The sequence below is a fragment of the Mucilaginibacter sp. CAU 1740 genome, assembly GCF_039839285.1.
Lineage (GTDB): Bacteria > Bacteroidota > Bacteroidia > Sphingobacteriales > Sphingobacteriaceae > Mucilaginibacter.
The window spans coordinates 1-22,834 of record NZ_JBDOQS010000017.1 but is presented as its reverse complement, the minus strand read 5'-3'; the positions used below and the strand labels follow the sequence as shown (position 1 = coordinate 22,834).

At 42.8% G+C, this 22,834-nt stretch carries 23 protein-coding genes; 14 read left to right on the top strand and 9 right to left on the bottom strand.

Annotation, left to right across the window (positions count from 1 at the left end; all coding sequences use genetic code 11):
• Positions 1 to 23: 23 nt before the first annotated feature.
• Together AAFN85_RS28145 and AAFN85_RS28140 are read left to right on the top strand one after the other, a co-directional pair.
• On the top strand, positions 24 to 3,128 hold the full coding sequence (locus tag AAFN85_RS28145) for a lantibiotic dehydratase (RefSeq protein WP_347531302.1): 3,105 nt from the start codon (positions 24 to 26) through the stop codon (positions 3,126 to 3,128).
• A 195-nt stretch (positions 3,129 to 3,323) separates the two neighbouring features.
• Entirely contained in the window at positions 3,324 to 4,229 is a 906-nt protein-coding gene (locus tag AAFN85_RS28140; protein WP_347531301.1) for a metallophosphoesterase, read from the top strand.
• 183 nt (positions 4,230 to 4,412) lie between these two features.
• On the opposite strand, the gene AAFN85_RS28135 is transcribed toward AAFN85_RS28140, so the two are convergent.
• The gene (locus AAFN85_RS28135) at positions 4,413 to 7,472 is read right to left on the bottom strand and encodes a DUF2723 domain-containing protein (RefSeq protein WP_347531300.1); all 3,060 of its coding nucleotides are present in this window, start codon (positions 7,470 to 7,472) and stop codon (positions 4,413 to 4,415) included.
• 454 nt (positions 7,473 to 7,926) lie between these two features.
• On the opposite strand from AAFN85_RS28135, the gene AAFN85_RS28130 reads away from it, so the two are divergent.
• The 4 genes from AAFN85_RS28130 (at position 7,927) to AAFN85_RS28115 (ending at position 10,639) form a co-directional block, all read left to right on the top strand.
• Entirely contained in the window at positions 7,927 to 8,712 is a 786-nt protein-coding gene (locus AAFN85_RS28130) for a mechanosensitive ion channel domain-containing protein (RefSeq protein WP_347531299.1), read from the top strand.
• 9 nt (positions 8,713 to 8,721) lie between these two features.
• Positions 8,722 to 9,225 carry an inorganic diphosphatase gene (locus tag AAFN85_RS28125; protein WP_347531298.1) on the top strand — a complete coding sequence of 168 codons (504 nt, stop codon included), beginning with the start codon at positions 8,722 to 8,724 and terminating at the stop codon, positions 9,223 to 9,225.
• Positions 9,226 to 9,306: 81 nt separating this feature from the next.
• Complete coding sequence (locus tag AAFN85_RS28120) at positions 9,307 to 9,474, top strand: hypothetical protein (protein WP_347531297.1); 168 nt, start codon at positions 9,307 to 9,309, stop codon at positions 9,472 to 9,474.
• A gap of 73 nt (positions 9,475 to 9,547) precedes the next feature.
• Entirely contained in the window at positions 9,548 to 10,639 is a 1,092-nt protein-coding gene (locus tag AAFN85_RS28115) for an L-dopachrome tautomerase-related protein (RefSeq protein ID WP_347531296.1), read from the top strand.
• Here the strand turns inward: AAFN85_RS28115 and AAFN85_RS28110 are convergent.
• Both AAFN85_RS28110 and AAFN85_RS28105 read right to left on the bottom strand, forming a co-directional pair.
• Positions 10,626 to 11,027, bottom strand: coding sequence for a helix-turn-helix domain-containing protein (locus AAFN85_RS28110; protein ID WP_347531295.1), 402 nt, complete (start codon positions 11,025 to 11,027; stop codon positions 10,626 to 10,628). The genes AAFN85_RS28115 and AAFN85_RS28110 overlap by 14 nt on opposite strands.
• A 201-nt stretch (positions 11,028 to 11,228) precedes the next feature.
• Positions 11,229 to 12,107, bottom strand: coding sequence for a glycoside hydrolase family 25 protein (locus tag AAFN85_RS28105; RefSeq protein ID WP_347531294.1), 879 nt, complete (start codon positions 12,105 to 12,107; stop codon positions 11,229 to 11,231).
• Positions 12,108 to 12,363: 256 nt separating this feature from the next.
• On the opposite strand from AAFN85_RS28105, the gene AAFN85_RS28100 reads away from it, so the two are divergent.
• From AAFN85_RS28100 to AAFN85_RS28090, 3 genes are read left to right on the top strand one after another with little or no spacing between them, the layout of a single operon-like run.
• Positions 12,364 to 12,801: a MarR family winged helix-turn-helix transcriptional regulator gene (locus AAFN85_RS28100; protein WP_347531293.1), complete on the top strand. Its 438-nt coding sequence runs from the start codon at positions 12,364 to 12,366 to the stop codon at positions 12,799 to 12,801.
• A gap of 15 nt (positions 12,802 to 12,816) precedes the next feature.
• Positions 12,817 to 14,085 carry an MFS transporter gene (locus tag AAFN85_RS28095; RefSeq protein ID WP_347531292.1) on the top strand — a complete coding sequence of 423 codons (1,269 nt, stop codon included), beginning with the start codon at positions 12,817 to 12,819 and terminating at the stop codon, positions 14,083 to 14,085.
• A gap of 20 nt (positions 14,086 to 14,105) precedes the next feature.
• Positions 14,106 to 14,666 carry an isochorismatase family protein gene (locus tag AAFN85_RS28090; protein WP_347531291.1) on the top strand — a complete coding sequence of 187 codons (561 nt, stop codon included), beginning with the start codon at positions 14,106 to 14,108 and terminating at the stop codon, positions 14,664 to 14,666.
• 85 nt (positions 14,667 to 14,751) lie between these two features.
• Here the strand turns inward: AAFN85_RS28090 and AAFN85_RS28085 are convergent, their stop codons facing one another.
• The 3 genes from AAFN85_RS28085 to AAFN85_RS28075 are packed head-to-tail and all read right to left on the bottom strand — an operon-like array spanning position 14,752 to position 17,188.
• Positions 14,752 to 15,384, bottom strand: a complete 633-nt coding sequence (locus AAFN85_RS28085) for a uridine kinase (RefSeq protein ID WP_347531290.1) — start codon at positions 15,382 to 15,384, stop codon at positions 14,752 to 14,754.
• A complete protein-coding gene (locus AAFN85_RS28080; RefSeq protein WP_347531289.1) occupies positions 15,377 to 16,402 on the bottom strand; it encodes a LysM peptidoglycan-binding domain-containing protein in 1,026 nt (341 codons plus the stop codon). Before AAFN85_RS28080 ends, AAFN85_RS28085 begins: the two co-directional genes overlap by 8 nt.
• A 21-nt stretch (positions 16,403 to 16,423) precedes the next feature.
• Positions 16,424 to 17,188: a DUF4905 domain-containing protein gene (locus AAFN85_RS28075; RefSeq protein ID WP_347531288.1), complete on the bottom strand. Its 765-nt coding sequence runs from the start codon at positions 17,186 to 17,188 to the stop codon at positions 16,424 to 16,426.
• Between the two features lie 96 nt (positions 17,189 to 17,284).
• Between AAFN85_RS28075 and AAFN85_RS28070 the strand changes: the two genes are divergently transcribed.
• From AAFN85_RS28070 to AAFN85_RS28055, 4 genes are all read left to right on the top strand, one after another.
• Positions 17,285 to 17,764: a DNA starvation/stationary phase protection protein gene (locus AAFN85_RS28070; RefSeq protein ID WP_347531287.1), complete on the top strand. Its 480-nt coding sequence runs from the start codon at positions 17,285 to 17,287 to the stop codon at positions 17,762 to 17,764.
• A gap of 304 nt (positions 17,765 to 18,068) precedes the next feature.
• Entirely contained in the window at positions 18,069 to 18,272 is a 204-nt protein-coding gene (locus AAFN85_RS28065; RefSeq protein WP_347531286.1) for a DUF2683 family protein, read from the top strand.
• A gap of 12 nt (positions 18,273 to 18,284) precedes the next feature.
• Positions 18,285 to 18,536, top strand: a complete 252-nt coding sequence (locus AAFN85_RS28060) for a Txe/YoeB family addiction module toxin (RefSeq protein WP_347531285.1) — start codon at positions 18,285 to 18,287, stop codon at positions 18,534 to 18,536.
• Between the two features lie 129 nt (positions 18,537 to 18,665).
• Positions 18,666 to 20,054 (top strand): hypothetical protein, encoded by a 1,389-nt coding sequence (locus AAFN85_RS28055; protein ID WP_347531284.1) that lies wholly within the window; start codon positions 18,666 to 18,668, stop codon positions 20,052 to 20,054.
• An 11-nt stretch (positions 20,055 to 20,065) separates the two neighbouring features.
• On the opposite strand, the gene AAFN85_RS28050 is transcribed toward AAFN85_RS28055, so the two are convergent.
• Entirely contained in the window at positions 20,066 to 20,431 is a 366-nt protein-coding gene (locus AAFN85_RS28050) for a VOC family protein (RefSeq protein WP_347531283.1), read from the bottom strand.
• A 216-nt stretch (positions 20,432 to 20,647) separates the two neighbouring features.
• On the opposite strand from AAFN85_RS28050, the gene AAFN85_RS28045 reads away from it, so the two are divergent.
• Positions 20,648 to 21,340, top strand: coding sequence for a hypothetical protein (locus AAFN85_RS28045; protein WP_347531282.1), 693 nt, complete (start codon positions 20,648 to 20,650; stop codon positions 21,338 to 21,340).
• A 137-nt stretch (positions 21,341 to 21,477) separates the two neighbouring features.
• Here the strand turns inward: AAFN85_RS28045 and AAFN85_RS28040 are convergent, their stop codons facing one another.
• Both AAFN85_RS28040 and AAFN85_RS28035 read right to left on the bottom strand, forming a co-directional pair.
• On the bottom strand, positions 21,478 to 22,134 hold the full coding sequence (locus AAFN85_RS28040) for a phosphatase PAP2 family protein (protein WP_347531281.1): 657 nt from the start codon (positions 22,132 to 22,134) through the stop codon (positions 21,478 to 21,480).
• Between the two features lie 131 nt (positions 22,135 to 22,265).
• Positions 22,266 to 22,601 carry a superinfection immunity protein gene (locus AAFN85_RS28035; protein WP_347531280.1) on the bottom strand — a complete coding sequence of 112 codons (336 nt, stop codon included), beginning with the start codon at positions 22,599 to 22,601 and terminating at the stop codon, positions 22,266 to 22,268.
• Between the last annotated feature and the right edge of the window lie 233 nt (positions 22,602 to 22,834).

Genomic DNA, 22,834 nt, shown 5'->3' with positions numbered 1-22,834 from the left:
TGCTTTAACCATCTAACATGAAAATGCAAAAACTATCTGAATTATATAAATTTTCATCAGGGCTGATGTTAAAGTTTCACGCGTTTAATTGCGATGAGGCTTTGACATCGGCTTCTGTGCGTAAATTTATTGATGATGATCTGTTTATGCAGGCCCTATGGTTAACCTCAAAAGATCTGCACGAGGCCGTTTTAAATATCGATGCCATAACAGATGCCAAGAAGCGCGAAAAACTTGAACTAACGCTGGCCAAATTTATTAACCGGGTTAATACCGGCGATATGCCCGCCGGCTTGTTTGGCGGCTACGCGCCTGTTAGCCTGGGGGCAGAAACCAGCCTCAACCTTAATGAAACCCATCAGCATACAAAACTTAATCCGGCGGCCATTTATAGTATTTGCCTTGGGTTACTTAATGATGATGCCATCAGACCATTATTAAGCTACCACGCAAATAAAACCCTTTATACCCACAATAAAGAGTATCGCAAAATTGATGGACAAACTTTACAATATGCAAAATGCCGAACCACATCAATAGCGGTATCCGACGATGTGAAACATATAATTGAGTTTTGCCAGGTTGAGCGCCCGTATTGCGATTTGCTGGAATTTATTACCCACACGTTTGGGATGAAAGCCGATGGCGCGGCAAAAAGATTGAATGAACTAATTGATAGCCAGGTTTTATGGAGTGAGCTTGAGCCGAGGTTTTACGCCAATGAATACATTGATCACGCCATATGTGTGTTAAACCGTATTGCTCCAAATACAAGTTCGGCCAATACCTATCTGGCAGGTTTTGATGCCATTAAACAGGTTTTAAACTGTGCCGATAGTGTAATTACAAAAAACAATAAGATAGCTATGATTTTGAAAAATTTAATAGGCGAAGTTTCGGGAGGGACATTTTTGCAGGTTGACTATTTCAGGCAGGGGGCAACAGCAACGCTTGATGAAGCTTATACTGATAAATTGCTAAATGCCATTGATATGCTAAACAATATCACCCCGAAGCCAAAACATAGCGATCTGGAAAATTTTGTAAAGCGCTTTAAGCAAAGATATCATGAGCAGGAAGTGCCTTTAATGCAGGTGCTTGATCCGGAAACGGGGATTGGCTATCATAGCGAAAAAAAGGATAAGCAAGCGCAGGTAAATATTAACGGCACCAGTTATCCGGCTACTGTAAAGTGGTTGATAAGCCAGGTAGTAAATAATCCGGCAAGCGAAGTTATTGATCTTCCAAAGGCATTGGTGGGCCATGTTGATATGGATGATGAACATGAGTTGCCGCCAAGCTTTTCGGTTGTGTTCCGCGTTTCTGACGATGAGCAGCCGTTAATATATCTTGAAAGTTGTGGCAAACCTACAGGTAACGCCATTTTTAACCGCTTGGCCTCGGCCGAAAAAAGCTTTAAACAAATTGTTGCGGAAATTGCCGAAACAGAAGCATACATATACGATCCGGCTTTAGTGGCCGAGATAGTGCATTCGCCCTCGGATAGCTTGGGCAGTTTTATACCGGGTACCCCCCGCGGCTACCAGGCGCCCCTAACCGATGCCCAGGGCAACGGTAAACCCGAAGTTTACCTTAACGATTTAATGGTAACCGTAAAAAATAATGAGGTGGTGTTACGCTCGGTTAGCCTTAACCGCCGCGTTATACCTGCAACTACCAACGCAGGTAACTATGGCCTTAACAATTTAGCTGTTTACCGTTTTTTAGATGATATAAAACAACAAAGCGCGAAACAACAACTGGGCATCAACCTTGATATATTGCCAACATTAGGTGTAACTAAAACTCCGCGTATTGTTTACGAAGGCGTTATACTGGCATTAAAAACCTGGTATATTAATAACACCGCCATAACAGAATTGCAACAGGCAATAACCGGCGACTATGATAAAGCATGGGAGCGCTTTTTGAATTACTGGCAACTGCCCGATACTTTTACCTATGCCGATGCCGATAACGAGCTTGTTGTGCATACTACAAGCAGGCTTGAGGTTGTGGCCTGGTTATCAAGCTGCAAGAAAAAGCAACAAATTGTACTAAAAGAATATATAGGTAGCAGCAGCAACATCATCTTAAAAAAGAAAGAGGAAAAGCAGATTGCTACCCAGTTTGTAGGCGTTTTAAAACGTGGCGAAAAAACACCGGAAAACCGTTACGCTACCGCCACCCCGTTAAGCGCCAATATTGCTAAAAGGCAGTTTTTTCCGGGGGATGAATGGCTGTATGTTAAACTGTATTGCGGCCTTAAAACTGCCGACCAGGTAATTGGCAATGAGCTGATCCAGCTAAGTAAAAAGCTTTATCACGAAGATTTGATAGACCAGTGGTTTTACGTGCGCCATGCCGATCCCGAACCTCATATCCGTTTCAGGGTGCACCTGGCATCGGTATTTGCGCTGGGCAGGGTTATTCAGAGCATTAACAACACGTTTTCGGAATTGATCAAATCAAAGCAGATCTGGAAAGTACAGTTTGATACCTACGAGCGTGAACTGGAACGCTACGGCGAAGCTTCGATAGAGTTGGTTGAACAACTGTTTTTTAATGATAGCCTGGCCATTGCCAGCCTGCTATCCAGAATGGACATGACCGATAATTTTGACGAGGCCAGGTGGCTTTGGGGTTTATTATCTATAGATAGGCTATTGGGCGATTTTGAACTGGATACTACGCAAAAGATCGCGGTTATGGAACTGCTTGCCAAATCATCGCACCAGGAAGATGCTGATGATAACCTGCTTACCCGGCAACTGGCCTTCAGGTATAGGCATTACCGCGGTCGCATCGAATCGCTTTTCGCGGTAGGCGGCGATGTTGTTGGCGAAGACCTGCTCAGGTTCAGGAGTTTGAATAACCGCCCGGCAGCTTTGCTTTTATCTGAGCTGATCTCATCTAATACCGTTCCGCAGGATCTGAATTTGTTGTTGATCAGTTTGGTACAAATGAGCATGAACCGTTTGTTTAAAACCAAGCAGCGTGTACACGAATTGTTTGTGTACGATTTCCTGCTGCTTTACTACCAGTCTACCCAGCAGCAACAGCAGGAGGGCAACTTAGTGGTTAATGCCCAAAACCAATACTTTACAGATAGGCCATACCTAAGATAGTTAACGCTTAGGCTTAAAAATATCATACCTTCCCTACGCAAATCAATACTTAAGTCCGCCCGTACAGGCGGGCTTTTGTTTTTATAGCGGTTTATTTGTTAATGAAATCTTAACATCACATCTTTACTTCAAAAGTACTAACAGGCGTAATTTTGGCGCGCGGTTGCTGTATCCCGGCAACCCTACATTAACAATATGGAAAGAAGATCGGCATTAAAAAATATTGGTGGCCTATTGTTGGCCCCGTCACTGGCCCTTGGCAATAACACCATAAAACCGGGTAAACCATCACTGAGGGTTGCACATATTACCGATGTGCACCTGAAAGATAAATTTAACGCCCCGGCACGTTTTACCAAATGCCTGCACCACCTACAGCAACAAACACCAAAAGTTGACCTGGTGTTGAACGGCGGCGATGTGGTTTTTGATATGAACAAAGAAAACATCGACACTATTAATGATCAATGGAAGCTGATGCACAACATCATGAAAAACGAGTGCAGTCTGCCGGTAAATTATTGCCTGGGTAATCATGATATTTGGTGGTATGAGGATGATAAAGGCCAGGCTATCTATGGCAAAAAATACTCGATGGATCAGTTACAACTGGCGAAACCTTACTACAGCATGGTAAAAGGCGGCTGGAAAATTATTGTACTGGATAGCGTGCACCTTGATATTGATAACACCTGGTACATTGGCAAACTTGGCGACGAGCAAATGACCTGGCTAAGCGACGAGTTAAAAGCTACAGATGCTAAAGTGCCGGTGATGGTAATGTCGCACATACCTATACTAACTGCTTTATTGATGATAGAAGATGATATCGTAAACAAATGGACCATGCTGGGCGGCGATATGCACACCGATACCGCTAAGATCATTAACCTGTTCTATCAGCACCCCAACGTAAAGCTGTGCTTAAGCGGTCACCTGCATATGCGCGATAAAGTGATCTATAATAACGTAACTTATTTATGTAACGGTGCTGTATCTGGGGCCTGGTGGGAAGGCAACCGCCGCGAAACCGCACCGGGCTACGGCTTGATCGATCTGTATGCCGATGGTACTTTTAACGAGAGTTACGTAAATTATTAATGCTACGCGTCATTTGCTACGCGTCATTGGGTCATTAAGTCATTTTGCTTTGCTCGTTGGGTCATTAATCATTAAGTCATTAGGTCATTTTGCTTTGCATCATAAAGAATGACCTTATGACGCGAAGCAAAATGACTCAATGACGTGAAACAAATGACGCGCAGCAAAATGACCTAATGACTTTTATAGCTGCAGAATACTCTTGAATTTTCCTTCATAATCGGTTAGCTGAGCCATTAATTGTTTGCTCAAGGCGTCCTGATGCCCGTCGCGTGTAATGGCTACCATATTGTTCAGGAACGACATTCCTATTTGTACCTCGCGTGGGTTTAATTTTCCGGTATCTTGTTGTAACTGGTGGTAGTTATGGTCCAGCTGATCGGTAATGTATTCGTGAACACTGTTGATCAGTTTGTTGCCCAGTTTGGCGTACTTGAGTTTGTATGAGGTATCAGCCAGTGTCATTTTGGTTTGTGCTGCCAGCAGGCTGGGGTTAATATCCGGCATCACCTCTTCATATTTTTTCAGGGTATTCAGGGCAAGGTCGGGATGGCCGTCTTTGATCAACCCTAACGAGAGATCAGAAAATGTATTCACCAATTGCGGGTAAAATACCTGTGTTGATTGCTGATCGAGATACTTCGCGTTTTTAAAATTGCCGAACTTAAACTTGTTCATCACGTTGCTGTACATCACCAGGCTATTGGTTTTTGAAAGCTGATCGCTTAATGATGAATCGGTTTTTAACGGAAGCAGGCGGAAAGTAAAACCTTCTTCATACAAATAGGGCTGCAAGCCGATCATGTTTGCTCGGCTGATAGATGTAGTGAAGCAAATAGGGCGTTTCCAATCATTATGCGCCAGTATATCTATCATGGCCAAATTCTCTTTAGTGATATAGCTTGGTGGGAACTGCCATTTCATGGTATCGGTCAGCATCCCCTTTTGTTCGGGCGTGATCACCTTGTTTTTCGTCACATCATCGGCCTTAACCGTGAGCTTGAAGTTTTTGGTAGGCAAAAAGTTTTCGGTAGTACCGTTGGTGTATTCAACGTGGGTACGTTTATCATCTGATGTGATGAAATCGAAGATGTCTTTTACCTCGGTATAGCCTGGTATTTTAACATCGTTATACCTGATCACATCGCGGGTGCCCAGTTTGTATTTATCAAAGGCCATGGTAATAGGAAGGGCGTCGGCCTGGTTTATTTTGCGCTGCATTTGCCTAACCGACCAATCGGCACTTAATAAACTCAGGTTTACAATGCGCACATCCGGACGGATGTTTTCTACTTCCTGATCGTACCATAACGAATAGGTGTCGTTATCGCCCAGATCAAACAAAATAGCATTTTTAGGGCACGACATCAGGTAGTTATAGGCCATATCATGCGCAGCCATTTTGGTAGACCGATCGTGATTGCGCCATTCTTTAACGCCTAACAAAACCGGGCCAACCAACAGGCAAATCATTGTTGCACCAATGGTAGCAAACCGCGGGTTTATTTTTTTAGGGATGAGATTGATCAGTGCTATCAACCCTAAACCTATCCATATCGCGAAAGCATAAAACGAACCAACGTAGGAGTAATCACGTTCGCGTGGCTGGATGGAAGGCTGGTTTACATAAAGCACAATAGCTAACCCTGTAAAAAAAAACAATAGGATAATTACCAGTGCGTCCTGTTTACGTTTCTTGAAATGGAAATACATACCAATTAAGCCTATCACAAGCGGCAGTGCGTAAAGCGGAGTGTAGGTAACGTTGTTGAGTATCGCTTTAGGGGTATTGGTAGTGTTATTAAAAATGCCGGATGTCCAGTTGCCGCCAATGCCCTGCATATTGGTTTGGCCTTCGTTATCATCATCGTTGTAGCGGCCAACAAAGTTCCACATAAAGTAACGCCAGTACATCTGGTACATTTGCCAGCTGAACATCCAGCGCATGTTATCGCCGAAAGTAGGGGTGGCGTTGTCGCTCAGTTGCAGCCAATCGCGGTAAAATTGAGCATCCTGGGTGTATGTGGTATTTTCCTCGGTCGACCACATGCGGGGTAAAAACGTGGTATGATCGTAAACATAGTTGGGTTTTTTGTAAGCTATCTCATAGTTGTTTGCGCCTTTACGGTAAAGCGGCGTACCATCGGTAACGTCTGTAATTTTGGCATCAAACTGAGGGCCGGTCAATAACGGAGTTTCGCCGTATTGGGTACGGTTAAGGTATTCGTACAAAGTAAAAGCATCACTTGGGTGCGAGTTGTTGAGGTTGGTCCCAGCAGTGGCGCGGATAGGGATATATGCAAATGATCCATAGCCAAAGTAAACAAACACCACACAAAGCAGGCCCACATTTAAAAAGTGCTTTTGCTTGCGGATACTATAACGGATGCCAAACACAAGGCCACCGATAATCAGCGCGAAAAAGAACATTGCGCCGGTGCCAAAACCAAGGCCGAGTGTATTTACAAAAAACAGATCAAAATGGGCTGCCAGACTGATAGTATAACCTCTTACGCCAAACTGCACAAAGGCCAGTATCGCTATGCTGATGAAAAAAGCCGCCAGCCCGCTTTTAAGATTAATGTTTTTGTGCCTGCGGAAATAATAAACCATCACGAGTGCCGGAATGGTTAGCAAATTAAGCAGGTGGATGCCGATAGAAAGACCGATAACATAAGCGATAAAAACCAGCCACCTATCGGCACGGGGTTCATCGGCAACGGTATCCCACTTCAATATCGCCCAAAAAACAACCGCCGTGCATAGCGACGACCATGCAAAAACAATGGTTTCCACAGCCGAAAACCAAAAGGTATCCGTAAATGTGAAAGCCAATGCGCCGGTTAAGCCCGCCCCCATAATTTGAAGGGTTTGGTTTTGGGTAAGTGCCTCACCTTTTACAGCAAGCAGCTTTTTGGCAAGTGTGGTAATGCTCCAAAACAAAAACATAATGGTTGCCCCGCTGGCCAATGCCGAACCAAGGTTGGTAAAGTAGGCTACCTTAGTAACATCGCCCATGCTGAGTAATGAAAATACCTTGCCTATCATGGCAAAAAGCGGGTAGCCCGGCTGATGCGATACCTGCAGTTTATAGGCACAGGATATAAACTCGCCGCAGTCCCAAAAGCTTACAGAAGGCTCGAGGGTGAGGATATAGGTAAGGGAAGCGATAGTGAAACACAGCCAGCCCAGCAGGTTGTTGGTTTTGTTATAGGTCATGGATAAAGTGTAAAGTTTTTTCAAATAGTTAACACTAAATTAAAGGCTATTTAGGGTAACTGATTGAAATTTAACACTTTTAACAATTATTAACAGTTGGGGAGGGGAAATGTTAAATGGCTGTTAAAATGCATCACCACCATGTCATTGCGAGGTACGAAGCAATCGCGAACTATACAGGTCGGCTATGTTTACGTGCGATTGACTGCTGCCAACCTATAACAATTAAAATTGAGGTCGTGCTGAACTTGTTTCAGCATCCCACTTGCTAAGCAAAGCGGCGACCTGTCCTGTGGGATGCCGAAACAAATTCGGCACGACGACGTGGCCGGATGTTACGTTTCCCTCAGACACCACGACCTTTTTACTTACTATTCGAAACGAGTTTTTAATTACTATCCCCATCTAATCCAAACCATCCCGCTAAACCAACGTTAAGCAATAATGAATTTTTATGCTTTAGCTTAACGTTGTTATTATGAAGATAGAAAAGTTTTACGACCAGGCCACCGTTTGGATATTCAAATACGGGCCTGGATTTTTAATAGGACTACTGGTATTATTTATCGGGCTTTGGCTCATTAATCTGTTGCTGAAATGGTGGCAGGGCCATATGCAAAAAAAAGAGATCGACCCTACCATTAAGCCGTTTTTACAAAGTTTGGTTGGAGTGGTACTACGGGTATTGCTGATATTGGGGGTAGTGCAAATAATGGGTGTGTCGATCACTTTATTTACCGCTCTGGTTGGTGCTTTTGGTGTGGCGGCAGGTTTGGCACTATCCGGAACGCTGCAAAACTTTGCCAGCGGTGTGCTTATCTTATTGCTTAAACCCTTTGTAGTGGGCGATAATATTATAGCGCAGGGATTGGAAGGTTCGGTTACATCCATCCAGATCTTTTATACCATTGTAAAAACCTTTGATAACAGGATTGTGGTTATACCCAACAGCAAGCTCTCCAACGAGGTGATCATCAACATCAGTCGTGAGGGAACCCGCCGACTTGATATCGAACTTAAGTTTGCCAACAATATTGATTATAACGAGGTTAAATCGGTGATCAATTCATCTATCGATAAATCAAAAAATATTTTGGAAACGCCTAACAGAAGGATAGGTATCGCCGGACTTGATTCGGATGGATACCGCGTAGGTGTAAACGTTTGGGTGCACGCACACGGTTTTCAGGACACCAAGCTTGCTGTACAAGAAAATATTTTGCAGGATATTAAAGCATCAGGAATAAAAATTCCGGGATTATAAACACATAAAATGGATAATCAAACCAATAACATAACCGTAATTGTTGAAACGCCCAAGGGCAGCGGGCATAAGTACGAATATAGTGCCGAAACAAACCAGTTCAAGCTGAAAAAACTGCTGCCTGCCGGGATGGTTTTCCCGTTCGATTTTGGTTTTATTCCCAACACCATTGGCGGCGACGGCGATCCGCTGGATGTGCTGATCATATCTGAAGTAAGTACCTTTCCGGGATGTGTGATTGATTGCAGGTTGGTTGGCGCTTTTAAGGTGGAACAAACCAGTCCCGAGGGAACCGCTTACCGTAATGATAGGTTTTTGGCCGTGCCGGTTGTATCCAAGTTTTTTTCAGATCTGCATGATGCCGCGCAACTGCCACATAGCCTTACCGACCAGATCGAGGCTTTTTTTACCAATTACAGCCGCCTCGAATCGAAAGATTTTAAATTAATGGAACGCCTTGGTGCAGAGGGAGCTATGGAGTTAGTAGAGGCCGGTACTATTAAACAGGAATAGTTTTAAGGCATTTTTATAAAACCCAATCGCTTTTAGGCTGTATTTATAATATAAACATTGTTGAATTTAAATACAACCATTATGAAAGCTCAACAGAATTTCAATAACAACGCGCAAGGCAAACCAACTGCCGACCGTGCCTTTACTAACCATAATGATGCCCAAAAACAAAAGGGTATCAGTAACGCCCGGGGGACAACGCTCCGATCAAACATCGGGCAGGGACAGTACCCATCATCCCGAGCATAAAAAAGCGTAATATTGTTATCAATAAAAACGCCTTTGCTTACCAGGCAAAGGCGTTTTGTATTTTTATTTCCCAATGAAAAGCATCTTTACCTTTATACTGATCATGGCAGTAGCATTTAATGCTCAATCGCAGCAAAATAAACTTATCGAGGTGGCTTCCTTCGGACAAAACCAGCCGATAGGGGTAACTGTAGCACCCAAAACTAACCGGTTGTTTGTTTCCTTTCCGCACCACGAACCCTATTTGTACGGGCTTACCGAAATAGTTAACGGCAAGCGTGTACCATTCCCTAACGCCGAGTGGAATAAATATGATATGCAAAACCCGGATACTCATTTTGTAAATGCACAGGATATATATGCCGATGATCAAAACAACCTTTGGGTATTGGATTCGGCCCCGGCAGGTGCGGCTTCGGTGCTTGATAAGGGAAATAGCGCTAAGCAGGGCAGGTTTAAATTGATCAGGATCGATCTAAGCGATAATACCATTAAACACATTTACACTTTTGATGACCTGCCAAAAGACAAAAGTGCGCTGAACGATATGTGTATTGATAATATCAAAGGTTTGGCTTATCTGTCAGATCCAGGACTGCATGCCATTGTAGTGCTTGATCTTAAATCGGGTAAAAGCAGGGTATTGTTAAGAGATGATAAGTCTGTTGTAGTAGAACCGGATTTAAAACTGCATTTGGATGGTAAAGATGTGATTGATCAAAGTGGAAACCCCTTTGTATCTAACGTTAATGGTATCGCGCTTACTAAAGATAATACGTACTTTTATTTCAGGGCTATTAACCAAACCAAACTTTATCGCATCAAAACTGAATTTTTGGCTGATGCTAATTTAACGGATGCCGATCTATCTCCCAAAGTAGAAACCGTAGCTGAAACCGGAATTTGCCACGGGATGATAGCCGATAGCAAAGGAAATATTTATTTAAGCGATTCGCCCGATCATGCAATTCAATATGTTACGCCTGATGGAAAGGTGCATTTTTTAGTGAAAGATGAACGCCTCATCTGGCCCGATTCATTCGGTATAAGCAGTGACGGCTACCTGTACCTTAGCGCCTCGCAAATGCACCGCTTACCGAGGTATAATGATGGCGTAGATAAAACAGAGTATCCTTACCGGATCTATAAAGTTAAACTGCCGTAAGTTTTTTAGCTTCAGCCTCTTCGCGACTCATTTTTTTAATGTGTTCGCGGTGTTTAACGCCCCAATCGTGCAGTTCACCAATAACTTTGCTCAATGAGTTGGAGTATTCGGTACGGGCGTATATTACTGTTACCGGGGTAGTATCATAAACGGTGCGGGTTATAAAGCCGTTCAGTTCCAGTTCACGCAATTCTTTAGAGAGTACTTTAGGGGTAATATCCTCCAGTTCGCGCTGCAATTCTTTAAAGCGTTTGGGTCCGTTGATGAGGCTTACCAGCATGGGCAATTTCCATTTGCCATTTAAAACATAAAGGGTATCGCGCACCGCGGATACGCTGGCCTTGCACGCCTCTTTTGAATAATGGGTGGGTGGGGTTCTCTCTTCCATGCTTACTATCTTTTAGGATGATGATATCTTTTGGATAGCAAAGGTAATGAGTTTGTTGGGAATTGCTGCTAATGTCTATAAAACGTCGTCATTGCGAGGTACGAAGCAATCCCCGACTTTACAGGGCGGATTTGCTTAGCCCCTCTGCTTCTTGGGGATTGCTTCGTACCTCGCAATGACGCGGTGGATAAAGTATCGCTCCTACGGCACCAACAATCGCTCAAATTCCGTGCTATCACCCTTAAAAACATTAAAATCAACCACATGGTTAATTCCGTTCACCCGCGCTTTATCCGAGTGCTGCCAAAACCGCCAGTTGGTTTTGTTGGATACCAGCAATTGGGGTTGATAGTAATGAGCTATCCACAAAGTATAGCCATCAAAGTAACCTTGCAGGTAATCCTGGTAAAATTTAACGTTAGTATAAATAATAGGCTTTATGCCGGTTTGGCTTTCAATTACTTTAATAAAGCTTTCCAGTTGCTCACGCATTTTTTCGGGCTTAACTCGGTACAGGCGTTCCACATCTACTACCATCGGCAAGTCGCCTTTTTCGGTTTTTACAGTTTGCAGGAAAAACTTTGCCTGCCATGTTCCGCTTTTTTGCGGTAGAAAAAAATGATAGGCTCCGCAAACAATACCGGCCTTGGGGGCCTCGCGCCAGTTGCGTTGAAAATACGGATCAACGCTCAGCACGCCTTCGGTAGCTTTGATAAATGCAAAGCTTATATGTACGTTGCCCTCACGCATGGCTTTTACCTGTTTCCAGTTAATGCGGCCCTGGTACGATGATACATCAATGCCATGAATGCCATACCCATCGGGGATATGAATGTTAAAACTCTTGTATTTGCGATAATGCGTATCCTCTTCAGTCGAATCGGCTATCCAACGCCAGGTGGCACTCCCAAATTTTAAAATGTAACCGTAATAGAAAGGAGAGAGCAGAAGCAGCAATACAACGAAACCTCCTATTATCCAATCGACAGAGATCACCGTTCGCTGCTGTTGTTTGGCCGCAGGCTTTTTGCGCACTGGAGCTTTCTTTTTTACAGGTGTTTTTTTATCGGCAGGAGGCACGGGGCAAAAGTAACTAAACCTGACCGTTGATTGGGGATGATTACGTTGATTTCGTTGATTTTTTCTTTTGGGATTACACCGATTGATTTCTGGTTACACCGATTTTTTGAAAGGAGTATAGGCATTTCCAGTAATCATTACATCGTCAGGCATCAACCAAATCAGCGTAATAAAACAAATCAACGGTTTTACAAAGGGATGATAAATCAATATGTATATTTGTAAGGTAAACTTACAAGTTTAACTGATTAAATTTATGAGTGAAGAAAAAGATATTCAGCTGGCATCGGAATTACGGTTTATGGTAGGGCGTTTAAGCAAAAAGATCCGTCGCAATTCGGAAACCGCCGGCAGGCTTTCGTTAACCGAACGATCAACCATGGCGCTGATATTTCAATATGGTGAGATCCTGCCGAACGAACTGGCGTCGATGGAAAAGATCACTACCCAATCCATGTCGCAGATATTGAATAACCTGCTTAACCTCGGGTTGATTAAAAGGCGAATCTCCGAACTGGATAAACGTAAGGTGATCATTTCACTATCCGACGAAGGGTTGAACCTCATCCATAAATCACGTAGCGAAAAAGATGAGTGGCTTAACCGCGCCCTCGAGGCCACTTGCACTGCCGAAGAGCTGGAGATACTAAAAAAAGCGTTGGCCCCACTGGCCAAACTGGTTGAATTTGATTGATAGAAAAGATTTTTGATGAGTAAGATAAGCACATTCAGCGCGTTTAAAAGCCGCAACTACAGGTTGTATTTTTCGGGCCAATCGGTATCCCTACTGGGCACCTGGATGCAGAAAACAGCTGTAAGTTGGGTGATCTATTCGCAAACACATTCTAAATTTATGCTGGGGCTTACGCTGTTCGCCAGCTTGTTCCCTTCGTTTTTATTCTCATTTATTGGCGGGGTAATGTCCGATAGATATGACCGTTTTAAGTTACTGCTGCTTACCCAGGTGGCATCTATGGTGCAGGCCATTCTGCTTTCGGCCATGGTGTTTTTAGGTTATTACTCGGTTTGGGGTATTATTGGTTTAAGCGCGGTTTTGGGTATCATCAACGCCTTTGATGTACCGGCCCGGCAATCGTTGGTGTATGATATGGTTGATGATAAGGCCGATCTGCCTAATGCCCTCGCCCTAAACTCTTCGATGGTAAACCTTTCAAGGCTTATTGGTCCGGGTATAGCAGGATTGGTGTTGGAGAAATTTGGCGATACCGTTTGTTTTGGTGCCAATGCCGTGAGTTTTATAGCGGTAATTGGCTCTTTGCTGATGATGCGCCTGCCCAAAGTCGCTGCAAAAAAACACGATAAAAACATAGCTGCCGAATTGAAGGAAGGCTTCGTTTATATCCAAAATACACCTACTATAAAATTTATTCTGCTGATGCTGGCATCGGTAAGCTTGTTTGTACTGCCGTTCAGCACGCTGATCCCGGTGTATGCCAAAGATATTTTTAAAGGTACGGCATCAACTTTTGGGGTGATAGATAGTGTTATTGGTCTTGGTGCTTTTGGTGGCGGAATTTTCCTGGCCTCGTTGCAGGCAGGTACCGATCTGAAAAAGATCCTCGCTATTAACACGCTGGTGTTCGGCGTGGGCCTGGTAGCGTTTTCGCATATGCATAATTACCCTGTGGCGCTGTTTTTTTCGGCTGTTACGGGTTTTGGGATGATGTCGCAGATAACTATCGGCAATACCATTATTCAAACAACAGCCAGTCCCGAAATGCGGGGGAGGGTGATCAGTTACTACGCCATGGCCTTTTTCGGTATGCAGCCCCTGGGCGGATTGCTTGTAGGTTCGGTATCGCAAAAAATAGGTGTGCCGGATACTGTGATGGCCGAAGGCATGGTGGCTTTGCTTTTAGGGATCATCCATTTCAGGTTCCTGCGTCAAAGTCGCCTTAAAAAAGAAGCCGCCGAGGCGATTGCCACGCAGCAACAACCCGTTGAAGCAATTTCTTAATTCAAAAACAATAATTACATATGATAACTACAATTGATCAAAACACAGCCTTAGTACTTATCGATCTGCAAAAATACATTGTACAGCTAAACTGTGCCCACCCCATGCCGGGTGTGCTGGAAAAATCGGCTCAATTGGTTGCCGCATTCCGCAAAGCCGGTAAGCCGATAGTAATTGTAAGGGTTGAACCTATCAGTCCGGCTTTTAAAACCCGCCGCGACAGCAAAGGCAACAGCATGACAGAACTCCCTGCCGACTGGAACGAAATAGCCCCCGAAATACAAACCGAACCTACCGACATTTTTATCACTAAAAAACAATGGGGTGCTTTTTATAATACCGGGTTGCACGGGGAATTGCAGAAACGTGGTGTTACCCAAATAGTATTGGCAGGTGTAGCTACCAGCATTGGTGTTGAAGCTACCGCCCGCTCGGCCAATGAATATGCGTACAACATAGCATTCGCCAGTGATGCCATGACAGACATGTTTGCCGAAGCGCATGAGCATAGCTTTAAATATATTTTCCCGAGGATAGGAGAGGTGGGAACTACCGAAGAAATTATTGAGAAGTTAGGGTAAGAGAAAATACAATTGTCCCTCTAATTCTTATTATTGTAAAAAGCCAGGTAGTATAATTACCTGGCTTTTTATGCTAAATTCAAACTTAAAACAACTTCTTCCGCAAATCAGCCGAGATTTCCTCGGTGATTATCATGATATCATCGGCCACGTGCGAATTGTTGGTCACCACGCGGTCGCATTCATCTTTGTAGGGTAACAGGTATTCTTTGTAAGCAGGAACAACGTGATTGATCCATTTATACATCGCATCATCGTTTGAATAACCACGCTCTATTAAATCGCGCTTTAAACGACGTTGAAGGGCAACGTCTTCATCTGCATCAATAAATATCTTCAGATCAAGTAATTCGGCAATATCTTTAAAATGCAGGATGAACAAACCTTCCACAATTAAAATTGGAGCAGGCTTGATCTCGATCATTTTAGGGATAGCATCCGGGTTATTAAAAGTATATTCCTGTTTTAGGATAGACTCTTTGTTCAGCAACTTGCTGATATCCTGCTGAAAATGTTCGTGATCAATGGTAGAGGGAAGATCAAAGTTGTATAATTTGTTCTCCTCCTTAGTCATGTTATGAGCAACAGGGATGTAATAATCATCCTGCGAAACGAGGCTCACCTCATCGGCAGTAAAATGTTCTAAAAACGACTTTAAAAAAAAGGTTTTGCCAGAACCACTTCCCCCGGCAATTCCAATAATATAAGGTTTATTCATTCGGGCTACCGTAGCTGATATTTACCTGGAAACGTTTATCTAATGCACCTAAAGCATCGGCAGTGTTTTTGGTCATGATGATCAAAACATTTTTGTTGGTTTCGTTATCGGTAAAACGGCCAACTACCTTTGCAAAGGTGGTGTGGTTGTTCATAGGGTTGGTAATTTTAATGATGGTGCCTATCGGCGCGGTGCGGTGTAAAACCAGTTCCTTTTTAGGATCCAGACCGGCATCATCCATCCAGGTGGCTACACCTTTTTCAACTTTTTCGTACAGGCCAAAACGGTTGGCTTTACCATGATCGCCGGTGCTGTCTTGCTGCATTACCACATTGGTCGAATCCTTTTGCATTACCGGTTGTTTGGCCGTGGTATCTTCGGGCGGCATACCGGTACGCACGTTGATCACCTGGTTTGGTGCAAGGGTATCGGAGTTTAATTTATTTAAAGCCTTGATATCATCAACAGAAGTATTGAAACGTTTGGCGATAGAGAACAAAGTTTCGCCTGCTGATACTTTATACTGCTGTACATTAAGCATGCTTACTTTTTTTACAGTATCGGCAGGAGCTTGCTGCGGTTTGCTAACCGGAGCCTGTGCAACCGGGGCTGGTGAGCTTACCTGGGCCTGGGTTGATGCCTGCGGTTTATTTTGAACTGGTACTTGCTGAGTAACCGGTTTTTGCTGCGCCGGTGCCGGGGTAGTTACCACCTGTTTTGCCGGAGCCTGTACTGGTGCAGTTGCAACTGCCTCGCCCGAAAAAGGCAACTCGGTGGGCACTTTTACAGTGCCGCCAATTTTAAGCGCCGCGTTGTTATTGAATGAAATGATAGCTTTCGGACTAACATTGTATCTACGGCCTATCGAGTAGTAATTATCTTTTGGGTCGAGTTTATGGAGGATAACTTTCTTGCCATTCAGGTTTTCAACACCTATCGAATCGACAAGGGGATTTGCAAAAGCGGATATGGAAAGTGTAAGTATGGGTGCGATCAGTAAAACAATCTTAAATTTCATAATAAGTTACAATACAATAATTTACAAGTTCAACACTATTACGGCCGATCTATCTTTTAAATAAATGAGCTGGTTATTATGTAGTACAAACGCCTCGGGTTGCAGTTTTGTTATAGCGGTATTTAACAAATCGTGGTATAGTTGCAAACCCGAATCGTCAAATATATAAAGATGCTGTATAAGTTGCTCCTGCAAAAGCGTGTGCAAAGATACAATTCTGAAACTATTGTAACTGATATAATGAACCACATTTGCATAAGGCTGCTGGGGCAGAAATTTGTCGTCGATCTGGTCGGCAGGCAACATTTCGGGGCTGCTGATCTGATTATACAAAGACTGATCCAGCACTGGCTCATAGGGTCTGATGGTGTTTCCCGTTTTAATATCGATGAGCGTTAACCTTTTTGGCTGTAGCTGACTATTGTAAACTATTGGACCATTCACCGAAAGCTGATCAAAAGCCAATGTAAAATTGCTCCAAAGGTTTTGCGCTGATGTACCTTCAATAGCGGTAAGGCCTTTGTGTACCGGGCCTGTTTCTGATTGATAATTATGGAGCAGTAAAACACAATTATAAACCGCCTCGATGCCTGTTAGCCAGCGTTCGGGCGTGGTTAGGTTTTCGAAATAAACTTCGCCGGTTTGCAGGCTGAGGGCCGAAAAACTTACCTGTTTGTTGGCGTGGTCGCGCACCTCGAGGAAGAGCGTTTGGGTGCTGTTGTCAATTTCCATGCGCCATATAGGGGCCTGGTAATTTTTGCGGATGATGGGTAACAGCGTGGTCATAATTTTGCAAAGATGCTTATTAAAATCAAAACTGTTTATCTTTACCAAACATTGCCGCCAAAGGCATGTTACACTTAAAACATCACTAATTTATTTATGAACGCTGAAAAAATAAGTCTTGAAGAAGGCAAAGTAAAACCCGTTGTCGACCACCTGAACGACCTGCTGGCCAATTACCATATCCACTACCAAAAACTGCGCGGCTGCCACTGGAATGTGAAAGGCACCAGCTTTTTTACCCTGCACCTTAAATTTGAAGAGCTATACACCGCAGCCCTTGTTACAATAGATGAGCTGGCCGAAAGGATCCTTGCATTAGGCAAGCCGCCAATCAGCACTTTTAAAGATTATATCGAAACTGCTACGCTTAAAGAGATCCAAACTATCGGTTTAAAAGATACCCTAATGGTAAAAGCCATTATCGATGACCTGGCTACCCTGATCAAATTTGAGCGCGAGTTGTTGAACATTACCGCCGATGCCGGCGACGATGGCACCAACGACATGATCAACCGCTTTATGCAGTTCAACGAGAAAAACACCTGGATGCTGCGCTCGTTCGTAAACGAAGACTAAGCATAATCATACTGTAAAAAAGGCCGCTAATCCTTAACCTGGATGGCGGCTTTTTACATTAGGTACTTTACAGCAATTTGCATAATTTATATATTTGTGGTGTGCAAATGGTGCTGTAAAAAGCCCTTGTACACTATAAGATTTTCCTATGGTGTAATGGTAGCACGTCAGATTCTGGCTCTGAAGATTGAGGTTCGAGCCCTTGTAGGAAAACAGGTTTTTAAAAGCCTTCCGTGTGAGCGGGGGGCTTTTTTGTTTGATATCAGATAATGATAATTACCCTTGAAAATCGTAAATTTGTTATATGGAGACATTAATAATGCACCCGGAGAACAAAGAACAGTTATTGGCTTTAAAAGCGATAGCCAAAGCATTAAAAGTTTCTTTTGAAACAAAGAAAAGCCCGTATGATCCTGACTTTGTGGCGATGATAAAAGATGCCGAAAAGAGAGGGAATTACAAAACAATTGATCCTGACGATGTATGGGGAAGTTTAAACTTAAAATAGAGGATAGAGGAATTGGCCGAAAGCCATATTCGGCAACACGTAAAATCAGGAGATAAGGCAAGCATTAAAAAAATAGAAAAAATATTAATTGAACTTACTGAAACTCCATACACAGGGATAGGCCAACCAGAGGCTTTAAAGTATGAGCTTACTGGTTTTTGGTCACGAAGGATCAATCAAAAAGATCGGCTAATTTACAAAGTTGAAGACGATATAGTGACTGTATTTGTTGTATCTGCAATGGGGCACTATGATAAAAAATAGCTACTACAGTTCCTAAAGAAGCGGCTTAGAAAACATATTTTAAAAGCTTCACTTCGCAACAAGCTATTACCACTCTCAAACTTAACTCCCTACCAAAACAATCCGGCCCGTTATCCGTCTTTTTAAACGATGGCCAAAAAACAATTCCTGCTCCTGTGCCTGTTTATTGTAAATGCATTTGCAGCGCACGCTCAATCGCTCAACGGTGTGTACGTTGGTGCCCAATTATACAACACGCCTTTCAATGGCATGCAGATCAACAACCTCGTTTTTTATTTTAAAAGCGATGGCTCCTTCAACGATGCCTTGAACCAGGTCGACTGGAAAACCAAAGCAACCGGCTCGTACACTATCAAAAGCGGAATCGTTCAACTTAATTTTAAAAACGGCTACGAAAGCAAAAAATACAAACTCGCTGCCAACGGAAACCTCGAAAGTACCGCAGGTATAAAGCACACTCTGCACAAAGTTAAAAAGGTGACAACTATCCCTGAGGGCGTTTATGAAAAGCGAAGCGCCTCTACCAGCGGCGGCACAGGCACACCAATGATCGGCGCATTCTCATCCAATTTACTGTATATAGATGGCAAAGGCAATTTCTCGACAGACAGATCAAGCGTTGTTGGCGTAGGCGGTGATGCGGCGGGCGGTACCGTGGGCGGGAAATTTGAAAATAACAGCAAAACCAGCGGCACTTATAAATTAGGTGACGGCGAAATAACATTAACCTTTGGCAACGGAGCGGTTTCCAAACAAAGTTTCTTTTACAGTCCGCCTAATGGGGAAGACCTGATCTTGTTAAATGGGGAATTTTATTTTAGGGATGATAAAAAAGAGAACCCCTCGATAGCATCAAAAACCACAACCGGAGCAAAAACTCAAACCAATACAATTGTAAAGGCAGGTACACCCACTCCGGCAATTCTTTTAACCAAACTCCGAGCGCAATACGGCGGAGAAAGCATCGATAAGATCACTACCGTTAAAGAAACCGCTAATATAAACGGCAATATGCAAATGGTAGCCATTACCGACCTGGCCAACAACCGCATCCGTGCCGAAGTAAGGCAAAACGGCAAATTGCTGATAGTAAAACAACTTGAGAGGAATGAAGGGTGGCAATGGATAAACGGCTCGAAAAAAACGTTATCGCAAGATGAAAAAGATGAGCTGGACCTAAACCTATACCAAGGCATTTTGGGTCTGCACAAAAAGTTTAGTAATTATTTTCTGAATGCAACAGTAACGCCATCGGGCGATGACTATATCATCACCTTTTATAAAAATAAAAACAAGGTAATTTATTTGGTGGGTAACGATTATAGCATGAAAGGGAATGCTTATTCTATAAACTCAGCCTCGCCCAATATTTCTGTTTATAAAAACTTCACTAAGGTAAATGGTGTTACCTATCCGGCGGTTACCGAAACATCGGATGGAAAAAATAAGCTTACTTCAACAACTACTGCTATTGAGTTTAATCCTGTTTTAAATGCTAATGATTGGAAAGCGCCTTAAGTAAACGGGGGCTACTTATTAAACGCCCCAAAATGCCATAAAACTCCCGATGGGTCGTGAACAAAGCACTCGCTTCCCCATGATTCTCTGCGGATAGGTGTTAACCTAACCCCTTGGTATTTTTCGGGCAAGTTTAATGTCACCAGTTTATCCCAATAAGCATCAACGTCGGCAACTTCTAAAAACACCATTGTATTATCAATCCAATCTTTCACATAAGCATCCTGCAGATAAAAACCTAAGCCATCGGTTTTAAATAAGCTCATATTATGGCTTAGCACAACTTCTTCAAAACCAAGGTCGCGATAAAAGCTGCGGGATGTTTCGAAGTTTTGGGCACCGATAAAAGGACGAATTGATTTAGCTGTATTTTCCATAGGATATTTCTGAGCGATTATATTATGAATAATTAGGCAAATAATTAATTACTTCAGTAAAAACATAAAGTTAGCTACTATTAATTAGAACCTTAGCAAAGCTTTACAAAATACGCGTTAGTCGGTAAAGCCAACTATGGTTAGATGCCATGAATGATATCTTTACTTGTCGATAACTATAAAAAAATTAACTTTATTTTATTGATAAATCAAGTAGTGGAAAGAATAACTCAAACAATAAAAATAAATTCGATCAGCCAAATACCCACATTACAAGCAATTAATAAAATACCACGCGGGGAAAAAATAAAATTACTTTTTGAACAACCGCTGCAAGATTCCAGACAAGAAATCGGCATTAAATTAAAAAAGGATTTTGTGGGATTTCAGGTATCCATACATACCATTCAACCCGAAATAAACATTGCTAAGCTGATAACAGATGAGGAAATAGACAATAATCAATTGTTTTTTGAACAGTGTGCAAAAGACTATGGCATTTTAGGAAACATACTGATCAATAAATTAGCTGTAAAACTGGGCGTTGATATTGATCCAGCTTACCCTCTTGATTCGTTTAGTCCATATTTTGCCAAACAGCAATTTGGGAATATTGAAGAATGGAGGTACTTTTTTCATGGATTTCATTGTGGATTTGAACATAAAAAATCCGGGCAGATCATAGAAGTGGAGCTTACTTTTGGGCTTGAATTTGGCGGATTAGACCCTTATTTTTTTACAAGTTTCATTAAATCCACGCAACAATATCACCCTTTACCTGTGGGCATTTATGAAGATCATGCGGATGGGGTGAGAATAATTGAAAGAATGCTCGCCATTAAAAGATTTGAACGCATTTACACACACGACGAGAATCACAGTGGTGTAGTTGTTAGGAATAGAAAATAATCTTCAAACCTAAAATTGATCATGGTAAAAACGTTTCTTAAAATCGGAATTTAATTATCTCAATATCATACTTTCGAGGTGAACTTTTTCCTGTGCTTATGATCCTTAATGTACAGGTCTGTTAAACAATTATTACCCTACTTTTTCAAAAACGACATTGCCGCTGCGCTCCCCGTACCCAATATGATCCCCGCACCAACATCTGTAGGATAATGTACCCCAAGGTACATGCGCGAGTAACTGGTAGCCCCGGCCCAGAAAAACGACGGCGCTATCACGTACCATTTAGGATACGCCGCCGAAAGTGCCGTAGCTGTAGCAAAAGTTGATGAAGTATGCCCCGAGGGGAATGAAGTACCGCTGGCCCTGTAAACCGGCGTGATCTGGATATTTTGTACAAATGGCCGCGGACGTTTTACAACGTGCTTGATCAGCAGCATAAAACCGTATGATAGCGCCGTACTACTGGCTACATAGCCCGCGTTTTGCCGCATCTCTTTGTTGTTACTTACTATCCCGCCCACCAATAACCCAGCCGGGATGCCAATATCGCCATACAAAACATTTTCGCTCAAAAACATGAAGAAGCCGGTTTGCTTTGGCGTACGTTGATTTTGCAGATCTATCATTACCCTATCGTCCCAGCGCTGTACGGCAGGGGGGATGAACGCCGGACTGTTCCTGGTGATTTTCGCGGTATCGGCCTGGGCAGAAACTTTTTGGGGTAAACAAATAATTAAAGCCTGTAAATGAAGTAAAACTATCAGGGATTTAAACGGATACATTTTTTTCATAGGCGGGCTATTTGGATACAGTAGATTGCATGGCTAATGTAGCTATAAATAGCTTCGCGTTGAGATTGTTTGGAATAATGTAAAGGATGTGAAAAACGTTATTGTTTCAATCCCTGCAATGATGGGTTTATTTAAATAGCTTCCAAAATCTCTTTTACGCCATTATCATAATTGCTTTTGGTAAGTACACCTGCATCAAATTGTTTTTGCAGCTCTTTTAACCTAAGTGCATTCTCGAGTGTATATCCCGGGTAACCTGGTTTATAATAACCTAAAGGTTCTGTATCTTTTTGACAAGCCCAGATCAGCGCCCAGATCCAACCGATAATGGTCCAGCCAAGGAAAAGGTTGAGTGCAAAGATCAGCTTGAAATCAATCTTTTTGCGGGCGATGGCTGCCGGTATAAAATAGAGCAACCCGGCTATGGCAATACCTATTGTTCCGAGGATGCCGAACATAAATTCCATGAGTTAAAGATAGGGTTTGTTGAGAATACTCAAAAGATATGTCATTGCGAGCGCAGCGCGGCAATCGCACGCAAGCAGAGCCGCTCTGTATAATGCGATTGCCGCGCTGCGCTCGCAATTGTAAAGGTTAGATAATTCGGTAACAGAATTAACAAGCAATAAAAAACGTTAATTCAATTATGCGGAACATCAATAATGATCTAACCTTAAAGCGGAATTATCTGAGTAAATAT

Bases quoted from the DNA above. Each gene is read 5' to 3' on its own strand.
- AAFN85_RS28145 (WP_347531302.1), top strand. From the start codon at position 24: ATGCAAAAACTATCTGAATTATATAAATTTTCATCAGGGCTGATGTTA.
- AAFN85_RS28140 (WP_347531301.1), top strand. From the start codon at position 3,324: ATGGAAAGAAGATCGGCATTAAAAAATATTGGTGGCCTATTGTTGGCC.
- AAFN85_RS28130 (WP_347531299.1), top strand. From the start codon at position 7,927: ATGAAGATAGAAAAGTTTTACGACCAGGCCACCGTTTGGATATTCAAA.
- AAFN85_RS28125 (WP_347531298.1), top strand. From the start codon at position 8,722: ATGGATAATCAAACCAATAACATAACCGTAATTGTTGAAACGCCCAAG.
- AAFN85_RS28120 (WP_347531297.1), top strand. From the start codon at position 9,307: ATGAAAGCTCAACAGAATTTCAATAACAACGCGCAAGGCAAACCAACT.
- AAFN85_RS28115 (WP_347531296.1), top strand. From the start codon at position 9,548: ATGAAAAGCATCTTTACCTTTATACTGATCATGGCAGTAGCATTTAAT.
- AAFN85_RS28110 (WP_347531295.1), bottom strand. From the start codon at position 11,027: ATGGAAGAGAGAACCCCACCCACCCATTATTCAAAAGAGGCGTGCAAG.
- AAFN85_RS28100 (WP_347531293.1), top strand. From the start codon at position 12,364: ATGAGTGAAGAAAAAGATATTCAGCTGGCATCGGAATTACGGTTTATG.
- AAFN85_RS28095 (WP_347531292.1), top strand. From the start codon at position 12,817: ATGAGTAAGATAAGCACATTCAGCGCGTTTAAAAGCCGCAACTACAGG.
- AAFN85_RS28090 (WP_347531291.1), top strand. From the start codon at position 14,106: ATGATAACTACAATTGATCAAAACACAGCCTTAGTACTTATCGATCTG.
- AAFN85_RS28085 (WP_347531290.1), bottom strand. From the start codon at position 15,384: ATGAATAAACCTTATATTATTGGAATTGCCGGGGGAAGTGGTTCTGGC.
- AAFN85_RS28080 (WP_347531289.1), bottom strand. From the start codon at position 16,402: ATGAAATTTAAGATTGTTTTACTGATCGCACCCATACTTACACTTTCC.
- AAFN85_RS28075 (WP_347531288.1), bottom strand. From the start codon at position 17,188: ATGACCACGCTGTTACCCATCATCCGCAAAAATTACCAGGCCCCTATA.
- AAFN85_RS28070 (WP_347531287.1), top strand. From the start codon at position 17,285: ATGAACGCTGAAAAAATAAGTCTTGAAGAAGGCAAAGTAAAACCCGTT.
- AAFN85_RS28065 (WP_347531286.1), top strand. From the start codon at position 18,069: ATGGAGACATTAATAATGCACCCGGAGAACAAAGAACAGTTATTGGCT.
- AAFN85_RS28055 (WP_347531284.1), top strand. From the start codon at position 18,666: ATGGCCAAAAAACAATTCCTGCTCCTGTGCCTGTTTATTGTAAATGCA.
- AAFN85_RS28050 (WP_347531283.1), bottom strand. From the start codon at position 20,431: ATGGAAAATACAGCTAAATCAATTCGTCCTTTTATCGGTGCCCAAAAC.
- AAFN85_RS28040 (WP_347531281.1), bottom strand. From the start codon at position 22,134: ATGAAAAAAATGTATCCGTTTAAATCCCTGATAGTTTTACTTCATTTA.
- AAFN85_RS28035 (WP_347531280.1), bottom strand. From the start codon at position 22,601: ATGGAATTTATGTTCGGCATCCTCGGAACAATAGGTATTGCCATAGCC.